This window comes from Acidaminococcus fermentans DSM 20731, from assembly GCF_000025305.1.
Taxonomy (GTDB): domain Bacteria; phylum Bacillota; class Negativicutes; order Acidaminococcales; family Acidaminococcaceae; genus Acidaminococcus; species Acidaminococcus fermentans.
Genome location: NC_013740.1, coordinates 1,482,805 through 1,498,106, shown reverse-complemented (window position 1 = coordinate 1,498,106; position 15,302 = coordinate 1,482,805). Strand labels below are relative to the sequence as shown.

The following is a 15,302-nucleotide window of genomic DNA, read 5'->3' as shown; positions in this document are numbered from 1 at the left end:
CATGCCGAATATTAAGTCTTCCATTCGTAGTGTCAAGACTGATGCCGAACGGCGCGCTGCCAATGGCCCGGTGAAAGCTGAAATCCGCAGCACCGCACGCAAGGTTGAAGCTTTTGCTGCTGCAGGATCCAAAGAAGAGGCCCAGGCCACTTTGAAAGTAGCAGCGAGCTTATTAGATAAAGCTGCTCGGAAGGGCACGGTGAACAAAAAAGCCGCAGCTCGCAAGAAATCCCGTTTAGCTAAGAAAGTCAACGCAGTAAAATAAGGCTGAACAGCAGGAAGGCTGACAACTCCGGTTGCCGGCCTTTTTTGTTGTATGCGGAGGGAGCGGGGCAACCGGCCTGCGCCCCCTACGGCATCGCAATGGGTCATTGGATTTTCATCGTCCGTGCTCTTCACTCTGCACTTTGCTGCATAACCATACTGTGATGAAGGTCTTACCGAGAACTTGTTGACACTTACATTGCCGGATGCCAGGTGGAAGGGCCCGGCCGAACATGATATAATAAAGTATTGAAATATTTCCGCCTGTTTTTCAGGCGTTGGCAGAAAGCGAGAAGATTCCATGGCAAAACGTGATCATATTCGAAATTTTTCCATCATCGCCCATATCGACCACGGCAAATCCACCCTGGCCGACCGGCTCATTGAAATGACCGGCACCCTGTCCAAGCGGGAAATGGAGGACCAGATCCTGGACTCCATGAGCCTGGAACGGGAACGGGGCATCACCATCAAGGACCAGGCGGTCCAGCTGGATTACAAGGCCAAGGACGGGAACGACTACATCCTGAACCTGATTGATACCCCGGGCCATGTGGACTTTACCTACGAAGTGTCCCGGGCCCTGGCGGCCTGTGAAGGGGCCCTGCTGGTCATCGACGCCACCCAGGGCATCGAGGCCCAGACCCTGGCCAATGTGTACCTGGCCATGGACCATGACCTGGAGATCATCCCGGTGATCAACAAGATCGACCTGCCCAGCGCCGATGTGCCCCGGGTGGAAAAGGAAATCGAGGACATCCTGGGCATCGACAAGAGCGAATGCGTCCTGTGCAGCGCCAAGACCGGCCTGGGGGTGGACCAGGTGCTGGAAGCGGTGGTGAACCGGGTGCCGGCGCCCAAAGGGGACCCGGCGGCCCCTCTCCAGGCCCTGATCTTCGATTCCAAGTTCGACGCCTACAAAGGGGTCATGCTCTATGTGCGGGTGGTGAACGGCTGCCTGAAGAAGGGCATGTCCATCCGGCTCATGGCCACCGGCAAGGTCTATGACGTGACGGAAGTGGGGGTGTTCAAGCCCGCCATGGTCAACGTGCCGGAACTGGGAGAGGGCCAGGTGGGCTTTCTGGCAGCCGCCATCAAGACCGTGAAGGACGCCCGGGTGGGGGATACCATCACCGACAACAGCCAGCCGGCCAAAGAGCCCCTGCCGGGGTACCGGAAGGCCACCCCCATGGTGTACTGCGGCCTGTATCCCATCGAGAACTCTGAATACGACAATCTCCGGGACGCCCTGGAAAAACTCCAGCTCAACGACGCCTCCCTGACCTTCGAACCGGAAACTTCTTCCGCCCTGGGCTTCGGTTTCCGCTGCGGCTTCCTGGGCCTGCTCCACATGGATGTGATCAAGGAACGGCTGGAACGGGAATACGGCCTGAGCCTCATCACCACCGCTCCCAACGTTATCTACGAAGTGGTGAAGACCAACGGGGACATTGAAATGGTGGACAACCCCTCCCAGTTCCCCAATCCCACGGTAATCGAGCATGTGGAGGAACCCTTTGTGAACGCCACCATCATCGTGCCCAAGGATTTTGTGGGGCCGGTGATGGAACTGTCCCAGGAAAAGCGGGGAGAATACCAGAACATGACTTACCTGGACGAAACCCGGGTGATGATCCACTATGCCCTGCCCCTGTCGGAAATCATCTTCGACTATTTCGACCGGCTGAAAAGCGTATCCCGGGGCTATGCCTCCCTGGATTATGAACTGAGCGGCTACCGGCCTTCGGACATGGTGAAGGTGGATATCCTGCTGAACGGGGATCCGGTGGATGCCCTCAGCGCCATCGTCCATCGGGACCGGGCCCAGTACTGGGGCCGTGCCCTGGTGGAAAAGCTCCGGAAACTGATTCCCCGGCAGCTGTTCGAGATCCCCATCCAGGCGGCCATCGGCAGCAAGATCATTGCCCGGGAAAACGTCAGCGCCCTGCGGAAGGACGTGCTGGCCAAATGCTACGGGGGCGACATCACCCGGAAACGGAAACTGCTGGAAAAGCAGAAAGCCGGGAAGAAGCGCATGAAGCAGGTGGGCAGCGTGGAACTGCCCCAGGAAGCCTTCATGGCCATCCTGAAAATGGACGACAAGTAAGAGAGAAAGGAGGTGGACCCATGGTGACCCTGCAGAAATCCACCCAGGAACTGATCTGCCAGTCCCTGCGGAACCGGATCGCCTCCGGTGATCTGGAACCGGGGACGGAACTGAAGCAGGTGGAACTGGCCAGGACCTACGGCGTATCCCGGATGCCCATCCGGGAGGCCCTCCAGACCCTGCTGCTGGAAGGGCTGGTGACCCGGCTCAGCAACCGGCACATGGTGGTGGCGGAGGAGGCCCGGGAGCTGCTGGGGAACCGGAAAACGGGACAGGCCCCGGTGCCGGAAGCCCAGGAACCGCCGGCGTCCCCTGTTCCGGTGTACCGGGTAGCCGGGGACACCCCGATGAAAAACGTGGGGAAGATCCATCTCCTGCCGGCCCGGGAACAGGTGGCTTCCTATCTGCGGAAAGCCATCCTCCGCCGGGAGATCCCGGAAGGCAGTGTGCTGACCCTGGAAGAGACCGCCCGGCACATGGGGGTCTCCGCCACTCCGGTCCGGGAAGCCCTCCAGCTTCTGGCCAGCCAGGGACTGGTGAAGCTGCGGCCCAACAAGGGAGCGGTGGTGCTGGGAATGGATGAAAAGGCCATCCGGGACCATTTTGCCGTCCGGGAAATCCTGGAACGGGAAGCCGCCGCCCTGGCCGCCCGGCCCGGCAGTGACCTGACGGAAGTGGAACAGGTCTATGCCGGCATGGAAAAGTGCATGGAAGAGCACCGGTACGGGGACTACAAGCACTACAACGAAAGCTTCCATATGGCCCTGTGGGAGGCGGCGGACAATCCCAAACTGGCCCGGATTCTGGCCAGCCTGTGGAACGGGCTTTCCCTGGGGTTCCTGATGACGGAAACCGATTATGCCAAGATCTCCTTCTTTGAACACCGGCAGCTGATGGAAGCCCTCCGGGCCCATGATCCGGAAAAGGCCCGGAAGCTCATGGACGAACACATGGAACGGAGCATGGAAAACATCCTCACCAACTACCGGGAGCAGGTGGGGAAAAAGCTTTAGTCACGAGCCCCGAGTCGTGAGCCGCGGGCTTGTTGGAGCAGATACAATGTCCGGTTTTCTATTCCGTACGGTTTTCTCGTGTCATTATATAGAAAAAGAACAAACGATTTAAACGTCCAGGCCCGCGACCTGTGACTCGTGGCCCGTGACCGGGGGTGTGAATTCATTCACGCCCCCGGTTTTGTATTTATGATAAACAATCCAATTTGTAGTCAAAAATCAGATAATTCTTAAACCCCATTGACTCCTGCAGCCAATGGGGGTATAGTATAACCAACAAATGGATACATTATCAAATATCAAGATTAATCCAAAGCGCGCAGGATTGATGAAACAAAGGAGGAGAAACCCATAATGTCACCCATTGCCATTACCCTGACCCTTCTGGTCTGTGTCATTATCCTGTTCGTCACCGAAAAACTTCCCCTGGCCGTCACGTCCATGCTGGCCCTGATGGTGCTGGTGCTCACCGGCGTGCTGAGTCCCAAGGATGCCTTTGCCGGCTTTGTGGACAACAACCTGATCCTGTTCGTGGCCATGTTCATCATCGGCGGTGCCTTTTTTGAAACGGGCATGGCCAACAAGGTGGGGGGCATCGTTACCCGGTTCGCCAGCTCCGAACGGCAGCTGATTGTGGCAGTGATGCTGGTCACCGGCATCATGAGCGGCTTCCTGTCCAACACGGGCACTGCCGCCATCCTGATCCCGGTGGTCATCGGCATCGCTTCCAAATCCGGCTTTGCCCGGTCCCGGCTCCTGCTGCCCCTGATCTTCGCCGCCGCCATGGGCGGTAACCTGTCCATCATCGGGGCTCCCGGGAACCTGCTGGGGAAAAGCGCCCTGGAAGCCATCGGCCAGGACATCAGCTTCTTTGAATACGGTTTCGTGGGCTTTCCCATCCTGCTGATCGGCACTGCCTTCTTTGCCACGGTAGGTTACCGGTTCCTGCCGCAGCGGCAGGGGAAGACCGGGGAAAGCATCTACGACAAGACGCCGGATTTCTCCCAGGTCCCGGCCTGGAAACAAAAAGTTTCCCTGATCGTCATGGTGCTTACCATCATCGCAATGATCTTTGAAAAACAGATCGGCATCAAATTCTACCTGTCCGGCTGCATCGGTGCCCTTGTGCTGGTCACCCTGGGTGTCATCAGTGAAAAACAGGCGTACCAGTCCATCGACCTCCAGACCCTGTTCGTGTACGGTGGCACCCTGGCCCTGGCCAAGGCTCTGGCCAAAACCGGCGCCGGCAAGGCGGTGGCCGACGGGGTGATTGGTCTCCTGGGATCCAACGCTTCCCCGCTGCTGCTTTTGGCGGTGATTCTGCTGCTCAGCTGCGTCATGACCAACTTCATGAGCAACTTTGGTACGGCGGCCCTGCTGATCCCCATTTCCGTGAATATTTCCGAAGCCATGGGGGCGGACCCCAAGGCGGTGATCGTAGCCACGGTCATCGGCGCTTCCCTGGCTTTTGCCACCCCCATTGGCATGCCTGCCAACATGATGGTGTTCGCCCCCGGGGGATACACCTTCAACGATTACGTGAAGGCCGGCATTCCCATGGTGATCATCGGCTACATCGTCTCTCTCATCCTGCTGCCCATCCTGTTCCCTTTCTATCCCTGATGGAACCGGAACCTGTACATAAAAAATTCCTGTGTGTTCAAGTATAAGGAGGAAATGAAAATGTCCAAAGAAGCCCAAGTGAAACAAATGACCGACATCATGGCCAAGTTCGTGGGATACACCGCCAAGGTGCTGCCCGATGACGTGGCCGCCAAACTGAAGGAACTGGCCGAAAAGGAAACCGTGCCCATTGCCAAGCTGCTGTATGAAACCTATGCCAAAAACCAGAAGCTGGCCAAGGAACTGAACCGTCCTTCCTGCCAGGATACCGGGGTGCTCCAGTATTTCGTGAAATGCGGCACCAACTTCCCCCTGATCGGGGAACTGGAAGGGCTGCTGAAGGAAGCCACCGTCCAGGCCACCTTCGCCACTCCCCTGCGCCACAACAGCGTGGAAACCTTCGATGAATACAACACCGGCAAGAACGTGGGGAAAGGCACTCCCACCGTGTTCTGGGAAATCGTACCGGATTCCGATACCTGCGAAATCGACACCTATATGGCCGGGGGCGGCTGCACCCTGCCGGGCCATGCCATGGTGCTGATGCCCGGGGAAGGGTATGAAGGGGTCACCAAATTCGTCCTGGAACGGATGTACACCTATGGACCCAACGCCTGCCCGCCCTTCCTGGTGGGGGTAGGGGTGGCCACCTCCGTGGAAACCGCCGCCGTACTCTCCAAAAAAGCTCTGATGCGTCCCCTGGGGACCCACAATCCCAATCCCCGGGCTGCGGAAATGGAAAAACTCCTGGAAGAAGGCATCAACAAGATCGGTCTGGGGCCCCAGGGCATGACCGGCAGTGCTTCCGTCCTGGGCGTCCACATCGAGAACACCGCCCGTCATCCGTCCGCCATCGGGGTGGCTGTGAATATCGGCTGCTGGAACCACCGCCGGGGCCACATCATTTTCGACAAAGACCTGCATTACACCATCACTTCTCATAAGGGGGCTGAATTATAATGGCTAACAAAGTTGTGCTGCATACACCCATTAAATCCGAAGACATCGAGAACCTGAAAATCGGGGATATCGTCTATCTGACCGGCAAGATCACCACCTGCCGGGACGTGGCTCACCGCCGTCTCATCGAAGAAGGCCGGAAGCTGCCGGTGGACCTGGAAGGGGGCGCCATTTTCCACGCAGGCCCCATCGTCCGTCCCATCGAAGGAAAGGAAAACGCCTATGAAATGGTTTCCATCGGACCCACCACGTCCATGCGGATGGAAAAATTCGAAAAGGATTTCATTCCCCAGACCGGCGTGAAGCTGATCGTGGGCAAGGGCGGCATGGGCCAGGATACCATGGATGCCTGCCAGAAATACAAGACCATCTTCTGCGTGTTCCCTGCCGGCTGTGCAGTGGTTTCCGCGGTGCATTTCAAGAAGATCATCGATGCCCAGTGGAAGGATCTGGGAATGCCGGAAACCCTGTGGACCAGCGAAGTGGAAGAACTGGGGCCCCTGATCGTGGCCGTGGACACCAAAGGCGGCAACCTGTTCGAAGAAAACAAGAAGACCTACAAGAAACGGGCCGAAGAAGTATACGAGGAAATCATCCCCAACGTCCGGTTCATTAAATAAGCAACAAAAAAGGAGCTGCTGCACGTGCAACAGCTCCTTTTTTATGGTATCCTTATTCTTACAATGTGTGAAAAGGGGAATACCATGGATCAAATGAAAGGAAATCTGCTGCTGCTGCTGACGGCCCTGATCTGGGGCAGCGCTTTTGTGGCCCAGAGCGTGGGCATGGATTATGTGGGGCCCTTTACCTTCAACGCGGCCCGGAACCTTTTGGCTACCGGGGTGCTGGTACCGGTGGTGCTGGCCTTCGGGGGCGTCCGCCAGGGGAGTCTGTGGCAGCGGCTGCGGCCCGATGCCGTGACGGTGAAGGCGGGGCTGTGCTGCGGGGTCATCATGGGGGTGGCCAGCAACCTCCAGCAGGTGGGGATTGCCCAGACCACCGCCGGAAAGGCTGGTTTCATCACCGCCCTGTACATCATCCTGGTGCCCATCCTGGGCCGGTTCCTGGGGCGGACGGTGCGGAAAATCCTGCTGCTGTGCGTACCCATGGCCCTGGTAGGGTTCTACCTGCTCTGCGTCACCGGGGATTTCACCATATCCTTCGGGGATTTCCTGGTGTTCCTGTGTGCGGTGTTCTTTGCCCTCCACATCCTGTGTGTGGACCATTTCCTGCTGAAAGGGGCCAGCGGGGTGCGGGTGGCCTGGATCCAGTTCGCCATGACCTTCCTGGTGTCCCTCCTGGGAGCCCTGGTGTGGGAAACCCTGCCCGCCGCCGGTCTGGGCCCTGCCCTGTGGGCGGCCCGGTGGCCCCTGCTGTATACGGCGGGGCTTTCCAGCGGGGTGGCCTATACCCTCCAGATCGTGGGGCAGAAGTACACCGACCCCACCACCGCCACCCTGATTATGAGCCTGGAATCGGTGTTTGCGGTGCTGGCCGGGTGGCTGTTCCTGGGAGAAGTGATGACCTTGCGGGAAATCATCGGTTGCGGGCTGGTGTTTGCCGCCGTGCTGCTGGCGCAGCGGTAGGGAATGGGCTCTTGAAATTTCTGTCAAATTTGGGTATAATAAAAGGGATTTCTTATACCTTAAATCTTAACGTTGGGAGATGTGCAAAATCGCATGAATAGAGTCGTACTCACTGCCGTGCTTTTTTCTTCGCTGACGGTTTCCGTTTCTGCTTCTGCTGCCGGAATGGCGCGCCGTGCCGTACCCTTTAACTATGGCACCCGTACGTCTTCTGCGGCTTCTGTAAAAAGCGCCGGGTACCGGGTTTCCACCCTGCAGAACCGGGGAAAAGCCCTGTCTTATACCCCCATTTCCACCAAAAAGGCCTATGCATGGCGGCGGGATTTCGGCAAGAGCAACCTGCGGAAGTGGAGCAGCACCGAAGGGATGGATACGCCCTGGCGGAGCAACAGCACCACGGATACGGCCCATTTCAAAGCCTCCACGGTGGCCTTCCTGGACCACCTGAATGACCTGGCCCGGAGAAACGGGGTCACCTTCGTGATCACTGGCGGGGCAGAGCGGGGGTATCATGCGTCCGGCACCTATTCCCACGAAAACGGCTATAAAGTGGACATTTCCGATGAGGGAGCCATGTGGGGGTCCAAGCCCTTCAAGGTGCTCCATCTGGCCCTGGCGCCCTTCAAGCACCAGATCACCCACGAGCTGGACAATGCCCATTATGACATTACCATTTATCCCTACAATTACCGGGGACGGTATTCCTGGGGGTATAAATACTGAGAAATAAAGGAGCTGCTGCATAAGCAGCTCCTCTTTTATGAAAGGAACCCATTATGACCCAATGTACTCTTTGTCCCCATGAATGTAGGGTGGACCGGCAGGAAACCGCCGGGGCCCCGGGCACCCTGGGGTGGTGCCGGATGCCCTGGCGGCCCCGGGCGGCCCGGGCGGCTCTCCATCTGTGGGAGGAACCCTGCATCAGCGGCACTTCCGGGGGCAGCGGCACCGTGTTCTTTTCCGGCTGCACTCTCCAGTGCGTGTTCTGCCAGAACAGCGAGATCAGCAGCGGAGGAAAGGGCTGGGAAGTGACCGCTGATGATCTGCGCCGGATCTACCGGGACCTGATCGCCCGGGGGGCCCACAACATCAACCTGGTGACGCCCACCCATTTCCTGCCCACCATCCTGGAATCCCTGGAGCCCAAACTGCCGGTGCCGGTGGTGTACAACTGCGGGGGCTACGAAAAGGTGGAGACCCTCTGGCAGCTGGAAGGGAAGGTCCAGATCTACCTGCCGGACCTGAAATACGTCAGCGAAGAAGCTGCCTGGCGGTACAGCCACGCCCGGAATTATTTTGCCGTGGCCACCGCCGCCATCCGGGAAATGTTCCGGCAGACCGGTCCCTACGAAATGGATGAAACAACCGGCCTGCTGAAAAAAGGGGTGATCATCCGGCACATGATCCTGCCGGGCATGACGGAGGACAGCAAGCGGATCATCGACTGGGTGGCGGAGAATTTCGCCCCCGGCCAGGTGCTGTTCAGCCTGATGCGCCAGTATGTGCCCTGCGGGCAGGCCAAAGAGGGAAAGTATCCGGAAATCGGCCGTCCCCTGGCAGAAGAGGAGTACCAGGAAGTGGAAGACTACCTGTTCCAGAGCCCCATCGAGGATGGCTTCGTCCAGGAGGCCGGTTCCGCCGACAGCCAGTTCATCCCGCCCTTCGATGGGACGGGAATAAAAAAGGTCTGACAGTTGACCGTGGACGGCTGACAATGCTATAATGAGACCGACAGATCATGTGACTGACGGAAGTGGGTTTACCCACAGGGAGCATGGTCGTAGAACGCCGACCGTCTGGGCACCTGCTGTGGCCCGGGGTCGGTTTTTCTTTTGACCCTAAGGAGGAATCTTTCATGAAAGAACTGAAACTGAAGTATGGCTGCAATCCCAACCAGATCCCGGCCCGGATCTTTATGGAGAGCGGGGCGGACCTGCCCATTACGGTGCTCAACGGCAGACCCGGATACATCAACTTCCTGGATGCCTTCAACAGCTGGCAGCTGGTGCGGGAACTCCGGAGAGCCACCGGACTGCCGGCTGCCGCTTCCTTCAAGCATGTAAGCCCGGCCGGGGCTGCCGTGGGCCTGCCTCTGACGGATACCCTGAAGAAGATCTATAGTGTGGAAGGCATGGAACTGTCTCCGCTGGCCTGCGCCTATGCCCGGGCCCGGGGTGCGGACCGGATGAGCTCCTTCGGGGATTTCGTGGCCCTGTCCGACGTGTGCGACAAAGCCACGGCCCTGGTGCTCCAGCATGAAGTTTCCGACGGGGTCATTGCTCCCGGGTATGAACCGGAAGCCCTGGAAATCCTGTCCGCCAAGAAAAAGGGCAAATACAATGTGATCCAGATCGACCCGGCCTACGAACCGGAAGAACTGGAAACCAAGCAGGTATTCGGCATCACCTTCGAACAGAAACGGAACAACGACCACATTACGGAAGAACTGCTCCAGAACCGTCCCACGAAGAACAAGGAAATCCCGGAAAATGCCCGGCGGGATCTGCTGATCGCCATGATCACCCTGAAATACACCCAGTCCAACTCCGTGTGCTATGTGAAGGACGGCCAGACCATCGGTGTGGGCGCCGGCCAGCAGTCCCGGATCCACTGCACCCGTCTGGCCGGGGACAAGGCGGACAAATGGTGGCTGCGCCAGTGCCCCAAGGTGCTGAACCTGCCCTTCAAGGCGGATATCCGGAAACCGGACCGGGACAACACCATCGATGTGTACACCTCCGACGACTGGGAAGATGTGCTGGCGGACGGCGTATGGGAAAACTTCTTCACGGAAAAACCGGAACCCATGACCCGGGAAGAACGGAAAGCCTGGATCGCCAAAAACACCGGCGTAGCCCTGGGATCCGATGCCTTCTTCCCCTTCGGGGACAACATTGAACGGGCCCACCGGAGCGGGGTGGAATACATTGCCCAGACCGGCGGCAGCATCCGGGACGACAATGTGATCGAAACCTGCGACAAATACAACATCGCCATGGCCATGACCGGCGTACGGCTGTTCCATCATTGATGGAAAGGGAGCCTGGTCGCGACTCGCGACCGGAGGGGTGAATCTTTTCACCCCTCCATATTTTTTTAAACATTTTTCCCAAAACTTGTTGACAGCCGTTATAAAACACTCTATAATAAGCACCATCAAGTTCAAAAATGTAACCAACAATGACTGTGAAGGAAAGAAGATCAGAAAATGGGTTCACAGAGAGTCGACAGCTGCTGGGAGTCGATAATCCGTTTCTGAATGATAACTGGTTCCAGAGTCGTCCGGGTGACAGGTAGTCCGGAACGGGAGGTCCCGTTACAGACCTTAGCCTTATACCGTTGCGGTAAGAGGTGAAAGGGCCGGTCTTTTGACTGGCTGAATCAGGGTGGTACAGCGTGGAATTGTTTGCCTCGCCCCTAGAGCACAACAGGGGGCGGGGATTTTTTATACCCGCCTCGCAAAAACAAGGAGGAATTCATGATGCATAAGCCCATTAAAAAGTACATTCCCTTCCAGGGAGTCAGCCTGCCGGACCGTACCTGGCCGGACAAGACCATTACCAAGCCCCCCGTCTGGTGCAGCGTAGACCTGCGGGACGGGAACCAGGCCCTGGTGACCCCCATGCAGCTGGAAGAAAAGCTGCTGCTGTTCACTACCCTGGTGAAGATCGGCTTCAAGGAAATCGAAGTGGGATTCCCCTCCGCTTCTGAAACGGAATATGAAATCCTCCGGACCCTGATTGAGGACAACTACATCCCCGATGACGTGACCATCCAGGTGCTGGTTCAGGCCCGTCCGGAACTGATCAAGAAGACCTTTGAAGCGGTGAAGGGTGCAAAGAACGTGATCATCCACTTCTACAATTCCACTTCCACCCTCCAGCGGAAAATCGTGTTCCGGAAGGACATGGAAGGGATCACCAAGATTGCCGTGGACGGGGCCAAACTGATCCGGGAACTGACGGAAAAAGAAATCGCCAAAAGCGGCATGAACATCCGGTACGAATATTCTCCCGAAAGCTTCACCGGCACGGAAACCGACTATGCAGTGGAAATCTGTGAAGCGGTGCTGGACACCCTGGGTGCCACCAAGGAAAAACCGGTGATCATCAACCTGCCTTCCACGGTGGAAATGTCCACCCCCAACACCTATGCGGACCAGATCGAATACTTCATCCGGAATCTGAAGGACCGGGACCGGGCCATCATCAGCCTGCACCCCCACAATGACCGGGGTGAAGGGGTGGCCGCCACGGAACTGGCCCTGATGGCCGGAGCCGACCGGGTGGAAGGGACCCTGTTCGGCAACGGGGAACGGACCGGGAATGTGGACATCGTCACCCTGGCCCTCAATATGTACACCCACAACATCGATCCCCAGCTGGATTTCTCCCACATCAACCGGATCAAACGGATCTGCGAAAGCGTCACCAAGATGAAGGTGGAACCCCGCCATCCTTACGCCGGGGAACTGGTCTTCACCGCTTTTTCCGGGTCCCACCAGGATGCCATCCGGAAGGGCTTCAAGTACATGGCCGATACCAACAGCCGCTATTGGGAAGTGCCCTATCTGCCCATCAACCCGGCGGATATCCACCGGGAATATGAACCGGTGATCCGGATCAACAGCCAGTCCGGCAAGGGCGGCGCTGCCTTTGTGATGCAGCAGGCGGTGGGGTATTACCTGCCCAAGGAAATGCATCCGGAATTCGGCCATATGGTGAAGGAAGCCGCCGACGAATACGGGGACGAACTGTCCGCCAGCCAGATCGTGGAACTGTTCAACAAAAAATATGTGGACTACCGGGGCAAGTATGAACTGGGGGCCCACAAGGTGTACGACAACCACGAAGGGGATGAGGACACCAGCACCATCTTTGAAGGGGACATCAAGGCCGACGGCACGGAAATGCACATTTCCGGCAACGGGAATGGGCCCATCGATGCCTTCTTCAATGCCCTGAACAAGATCGGGGTGGACGGGTTCGAGTTCATCAACTACCACGAACACGCCATCAGCCAGGGCTCCAATTCCAAGGCCATTTCCTACATCGAACTGAAGAAACCGGACGGAGGCCACATCTTCGGTGTGGGCATCCATCCCAACATCAACACCGCCTCCCTCTTGGGCATTATCAATGCCATCAACCGGGCGATCGGACAGAAATAAAAAATACGGGGTACTGCACGTTTTGTGCAGTACCCCGTATTTTTGTCAGCGGTCATCTGTCAACGGCCGCTGGAAATCAATTTTGCAAATTGATTTTGAACAGCATAAACCGTAGGGGGCGCAGGCCCGGCGCCCCGCAAAACACATAGTCAACTGCTGCTTTGGCGGGCGGCCGGGCCTGCCACCCCTACGGGAACGATTTTTATAACACAATCTCCACCCGCTTCCCGATTTCCAGGGTTTCCGGGGTCACTTTGCAGTCACAGGCCAGGAGGGTGACCCCCTGGCTTCTGGCGTCCAGGAGGGCCTGGCCGAAATCCGGGTCGGTGCGCCAGTTGGGTTCGAAATGGTCCACGTTTTCCATCTGGATTACCAGGAACACCCAGGCTCCGTACCCTTCTTTGGCGGCCCGGATCAGTTCATGGAGGTGTTTGGCTCCCCGGGCGGTGGGGGCATCGGGAAAACGGACCACCCCGTCTTCTTCCAGGGTGACGCCCTTCACTTCCAGGAAGGATTTCCTGTCCCCCTGTTCCAGGTAGAAGTCGAACCGGGACTGGTCGTACCGGAATTCCGGCTGGATTCTGGTAAGGCCGGGGAGGCCTCCCTGTTCCAGCCATTCCTGGACCACCTTGTTGGGGGCCTGGGAATCCATATTGATGAGCCGGGGGCCTTTTTCCACCGCCACCAGGTCGTATCGGGTCTTCCGTTTGGGATTGTCACTGGCGGTGAGGTACACCCTGGCCCCTGGGACCAGCAGTTCCCGGCAGCGTCCGGTGTTCTTCACATGGCAGGTTTCTTCCTTACCATTGATTTCCACCTGGGCGATGAACCGGTTGGGCCGGGAACGGAAGGTACCGGAAGTGATGTTGGGGTAGTGCATGAAAAGTCAGGTCCTTTCCTCAGGGATTCCAGGTTTCCGTCTTGTAGTTGTTGCTGTCGGAAGGCCGGAACCCATCTTTGCTGGCATTGCTGTAGCCGCTGCCATCTCTGTATTTAACCGTATAATTGCCGCTGCCATTGTTCGTGATTTCCACGCCATACCAGTCTTTGTCTTTCTGGGCCACGGAGGCACCGGTGTAGGATTGGCTGTCGTCCACCGCTTTCCACAAGCCGTAAAAGGCCCCGTTGGCCATGTAATCTTTTCCGTTGACGGTCACATTTCCCGTTTTCAGACCGTTGATATTGTACTTGTCCGCTTTGCCGTTGGGGGCATTCTGGGCATAGATGCCTACGGTGGCTCCGTCAGAAAGCTGTACCGTCCCCTTGGCAATGGCATCCTTCAGCATTTTCGCCATGGCGTCCGCATAATTCCGGTCGTGGAGGACAGCCGGATCGCTTTCTTTTTCCACGGTGGCCAACAGGTTGTTGGCATTCCCGAACACAGCGTTGATCTTATCGGCCATGTTGCTCTGGTTGTAGATCAGGAAGCCGATGCCCACCACAATGGCCAGCATCAGGGCGTATTCGATGATATCCTGGCCCTTGGACCGCAGGGAGTGTTTTCTGTTGTGTTCCATGAGAATGCCTCCTTATATCTTCCAAAGAATGTACCAGGCCTCTGGCGAACCCCCACCACCAGCCCTTGGCTGGTCCCCCGTCCCTTTCAGGAGACGGACAGCCCTTCGGGCATTCAGTTCCTCACCACAGCTGCACCCGTTCCAGGTCGTCGGGAATCAGCAGATTCCCCTGGTAGTATTCCTTGCCTTCGGCGGTGTACAGTTCCTTCCGCTGGGCCAGGTGGGTGTCCTCGGTGTGGTAGAGGATCAGGTTGGGCACCTGGAGCCGGTCGCCGTTTTCGCAGGCTTCCCGCACGGTGGAATGGTGCTTTTCATAGGGCCGGAACCGGTCCCGTTCCCGGTACAGGCAGAAGGCTTCGTGGAGGAGCCACTGGCTGCCGGAAAGCCGGGTAAAATTGTGGTCGTTCATGGGTTCGTCGCCGCAGCAGCCCAGTTTGTGGCCGTTGCTTTCCAATATGTAGCCGTACTGTTTGGCCTTGGTGGAATGGATGTCGAAAAAGGTCACGTCCCAGCCCCGGATCTTCCGGGTTTCCCCGTCTTCCACGGTGATGAAATGGAGCCGGGTATCCAGGAACTTCAGGTCCCCCGGGTCCAGCAGCAGCCGGGCGGTGGAACGGAGCAGGGTGATCACCTCATCGTGGCCGTAGATCCGGGCTTCTCCCACATAGGTGCCCCGTTTCATGGCCTTCACAATCATCCGGATCACCCAGAAGATCCCCAGCACATGGTCCATATGCCGGTGGGTGACGAAAATATCCTTGATTTTCTGCCAGGGCAGCCGGGCCCGCTTCAGCTGGCGCAGGATCCCGTTGCCCCCGCCCCCGTCCACCAGCAGGTAGCGTTCATTCTGGCGCAGCACATAGCAGGTGTTGTAGCACCGGGTGGAGATGGCATGGCCTGTACCCAAAAACAAAATTTCCATACGATTGGTATCCTTCCTTGTTCTTCTCTTTAGTATACCGTATCTGAAACCGGGTGGGAAGGGGCAGAAACCAAAACCCTGTCCGTCCGCTGTCTATACGGACAAATATGATAAAAAGACAATAAACTTTCAATCAAGGT

At 57.5% G+C, this 15,302-nt stretch carries 14 protein-coding genes, 1 pseudogene, 1 riboswitch and 1 other annotated feature; of the genes and pseudogenes, 12 read left to right on the top strand and 3 right to left on the bottom strand.

The features are described from left to right. Position 1 precedes the first annotated feature (1 nt). From rpsT to leuA, 12 genes and pseudogenes are all read left to right on the top strand, one after another. Positions 2–265, top strand: coding sequence for a 30S ribosomal protein S20 (gene rpsT / locus ACFER_RS06875; protein ID WP_012938698.1), 264 nt, complete (start codon positions 2–4; stop codon positions 263–265). Between the two features lie 300 nt (positions 266–565). Next, complete coding sequence (gene lepA / locus ACFER_RS06870; protein ID WP_012938697.1) at positions 566–2,371, top strand: translation elongation factor 4; 1,806 nt, start codon at positions 566–568, stop codon at positions 2,369–2,371. Between the two features lie 20 nt (positions 2,372–2,391). Next, a pseudogene (locus ACFER_RS12010) lies at positions 2,392–2,577 on the top strand (GntR family transcriptional regulator); the annotation flags it as partial. Positions 2,578–2,718: 141 nt separating this feature from the next. After that, positions 2,719–3,384: a GntR family transcriptional regulator gene (locus ACFER_RS06865; protein ID WP_041666644.1), complete on the top strand. Its 666-nt coding sequence runs from the start codon at positions 2,719–2,721 to the stop codon at positions 3,382–3,384. 354 nt (positions 3,385–3,738) lie between these two features. After that, a complete protein-coding gene (locus tag ACFER_RS06860; RefSeq protein ID WP_012938695.1) occupies positions 3,739–5,007 on the top strand; it encodes an SLC13 family permease in 1,269 nt (422 codons plus the stop codon). A gap of 60 nt (positions 5,008–5,067) precedes the next feature. Beyond that, positions 5,068–5,967, top strand: a complete 900-nt coding sequence (gene ttdA, locus ACFER_RS06855; protein ID WP_012938694.1) for a L(+)-tartrate dehydratase subunit alpha — start codon at positions 5,068–5,070, stop codon at positions 5,965–5,967. Next, complete coding sequence (gene ttdB / locus ACFER_RS06850; RefSeq protein WP_012938693.1) at positions 5,967–6,587, top strand: L(+)-tartrate dehydratase subunit beta; 621 nt, start codon at positions 5,967–5,969, stop codon at positions 6,585–6,587. The genes ttdA and ttdB overlap by 1 nt, the downstream gene beginning before the upstream one ends. Before the next feature lie 84 nt (positions 6,588–6,671). After that, positions 6,672–7,553 (top strand): DMT family transporter, encoded by an 882-nt coding sequence (locus ACFER_RS06845; protein WP_012938692.1) that lies wholly within the window; start codon positions 6,672–6,674, stop codon positions 7,551–7,553. 93 nt (positions 7,554–7,646) lie between these two features. Next, complete coding sequence (locus ACFER_RS06840) at positions 7,647–8,276, top strand: hypothetical protein (protein WP_012938691.1); 630 nt, start codon at positions 7,647–7,649, stop codon at positions 8,274–8,276. A gap of 53 nt (positions 8,277–8,329) precedes the next feature. Next, positions 8,330–9,244, top strand: coding sequence for a radical SAM protein (locus ACFER_RS06835; protein ID WP_012938690.1), 915 nt, complete (start codon positions 8,330–8,332; stop codon positions 9,242–9,244). Positions 9,245–9,283: 39 nt separating this feature from the next. Next, positions 9,284–9,362, top strand: a riboswitch (ZMP/ZTP riboswitch). A 46-nt stretch (positions 9,363–9,408) separates the two neighbouring features. Beyond that, the gene (locus ACFER_RS06830) at positions 9,409–10,584 is read left to right on the top strand and encodes a phosphoribosylaminoimidazolecarboxamide formyltransferase (RefSeq protein WP_012938689.1); all 1,176 of its coding nucleotides are present in this window, start codon (positions 9,409–9,411) and stop codon (positions 10,582–10,584) included. A gap of 146 nt (positions 10,585–10,730) precedes the next feature. Beyond that, positions 10,731–10,975, top strand: a binding site (T-box leader). 56 nt (positions 10,976–11,031) lie between these two features. After that, positions 11,032–12,723 carry a 2-isopropylmalate synthase gene (gene leuA / locus ACFER_RS06825; protein ID WP_012938688.1) on the top strand — a complete coding sequence of 564 codons (1,692 nt, stop codon included), beginning with the start codon at positions 11,032–11,034 and terminating at the stop codon, positions 12,721–12,723. A 202-nt stretch (positions 12,724–12,925) separates the two neighbouring features. Here leuA and sfsA read toward each other — a convergent pair whose 3' ends face one another. The 3 genes from sfsA to ACFER_RS06810 all read right to left on the bottom strand — a co-directional run bounded on the left by sfsA (position 12,926) and on the right by ACFER_RS06810 (position 15,162). Beyond that, complete coding sequence (sfsA, locus tag ACFER_RS06820; protein ID WP_012938687.1) at positions 12,926–13,603, bottom strand: DNA/RNA nuclease SfsA; 678 nt, start codon at positions 13,601–13,603, stop codon at positions 12,926–12,928. A gap of 19 nt (positions 13,604–13,622) precedes the next feature. Beyond that, on the bottom strand, positions 13,623–14,240 hold the full coding sequence (locus tag ACFER_RS06815) for a hypothetical protein (RefSeq protein WP_012938686.1): 618 nt from the start codon (positions 14,238–14,240) through the stop codon (positions 13,623–13,625). Between the two features lie 121 nt (positions 14,241–14,361). Then, entirely contained in the window at positions 14,362–15,162 is an 801-nt protein-coding gene (locus ACFER_RS06810) for an MBL fold metallo-hydrolase (RefSeq protein ID WP_012938685.1), read from the bottom strand. Positions 15,163–15,302 lie beyond the last annotated feature (140 nt).

Excerpts from the sequence above, each read along its gene's own strand:
- ttdA (WP_012938694.1), top strand. The coding sequence starts at position 5,068 with ATGTCCAAAGAAGCCCAAGTGAAACAAATGACCGACATCATGGCCAAG.
- ACFER_RS06865 (WP_041666644.1), top strand. The coding sequence starts at position 2,719 with ATGAAAAACGTGGGGAAGATCCATCTCCTGCCGGCCCGGGAACAGGTG.
- ACFER_RS06815 (WP_012938686.1), bottom strand. The coding sequence starts at position 14,240 with ATGGAACACAACAGAAAACACTCCCTGCGGTCCAAGGGCCAGGATATC.
- ACFER_RS06835 (WP_012938690.1), top strand. The coding sequence starts at position 8,330 with ATGACCCAATGTACTCTTTGTCCCCATGAATGTAGGGTGGACCGGCAG.
- ttdB (WP_012938693.1), top strand. The coding sequence starts at position 5,967 with ATGGCTAACAAAGTTGTGCTGCATACACCCATTAAATCCGAAGACATC.
- rpsT (WP_012938698.1), top strand. The coding sequence starts at position 2 with ATGCCGAATATTAAGTCTTCCATTCGTAGTGTCAAGACTGATGCCGAA.
- ACFER_RS06830 (WP_012938689.1), top strand. The coding sequence starts at position 9,409 with ATGAAAGAACTGAAACTGAAGTATGGCTGCAATCCCAACCAGATCCCG.
- ACFER_RS06840 (WP_012938691.1), top strand. The coding sequence starts at position 7,647 with ATGAATAGAGTCGTACTCACTGCCGTGCTTTTTTCTTCGCTGACGGTT.
- lepA (WP_012938697.1), top strand. The coding sequence starts at position 566 with ATGGCAAAACGTGATCATATTCGAAATTTTTCCATCATCGCCCATATC.
- ACFER_RS06845 (WP_012938692.1), top strand. The coding sequence starts at position 6,672 with ATGGATCAAATGAAAGGAAATCTGCTGCTGCTGCTGACGGCCCTGATC.
- ACFER_RS06860 (WP_012938695.1), top strand. The coding sequence starts at position 3,739 with ATGTCACCCATTGCCATTACCCTGACCCTTCTGGTCTGTGTCATTATC.
- sfsA (WP_012938687.1), bottom strand. The coding sequence starts at position 13,603 with ATGCACTACCCCAACATCACTTCCGGTACCTTCCGTTCCCGGCCCAAC.
- leuA (WP_012938688.1), top strand. The coding sequence starts at position 11,032 with ATGATGCATAAGCCCATTAAAAAGTACATTCCCTTCCAGGGAGTCAGC.
- ACFER_RS06810 (WP_012938685.1), bottom strand. The coding sequence starts at position 15,162 with ATGGAAATTTTGTTTTTGGGTACAGGCCATGCCATCTCCACCCGGTGC.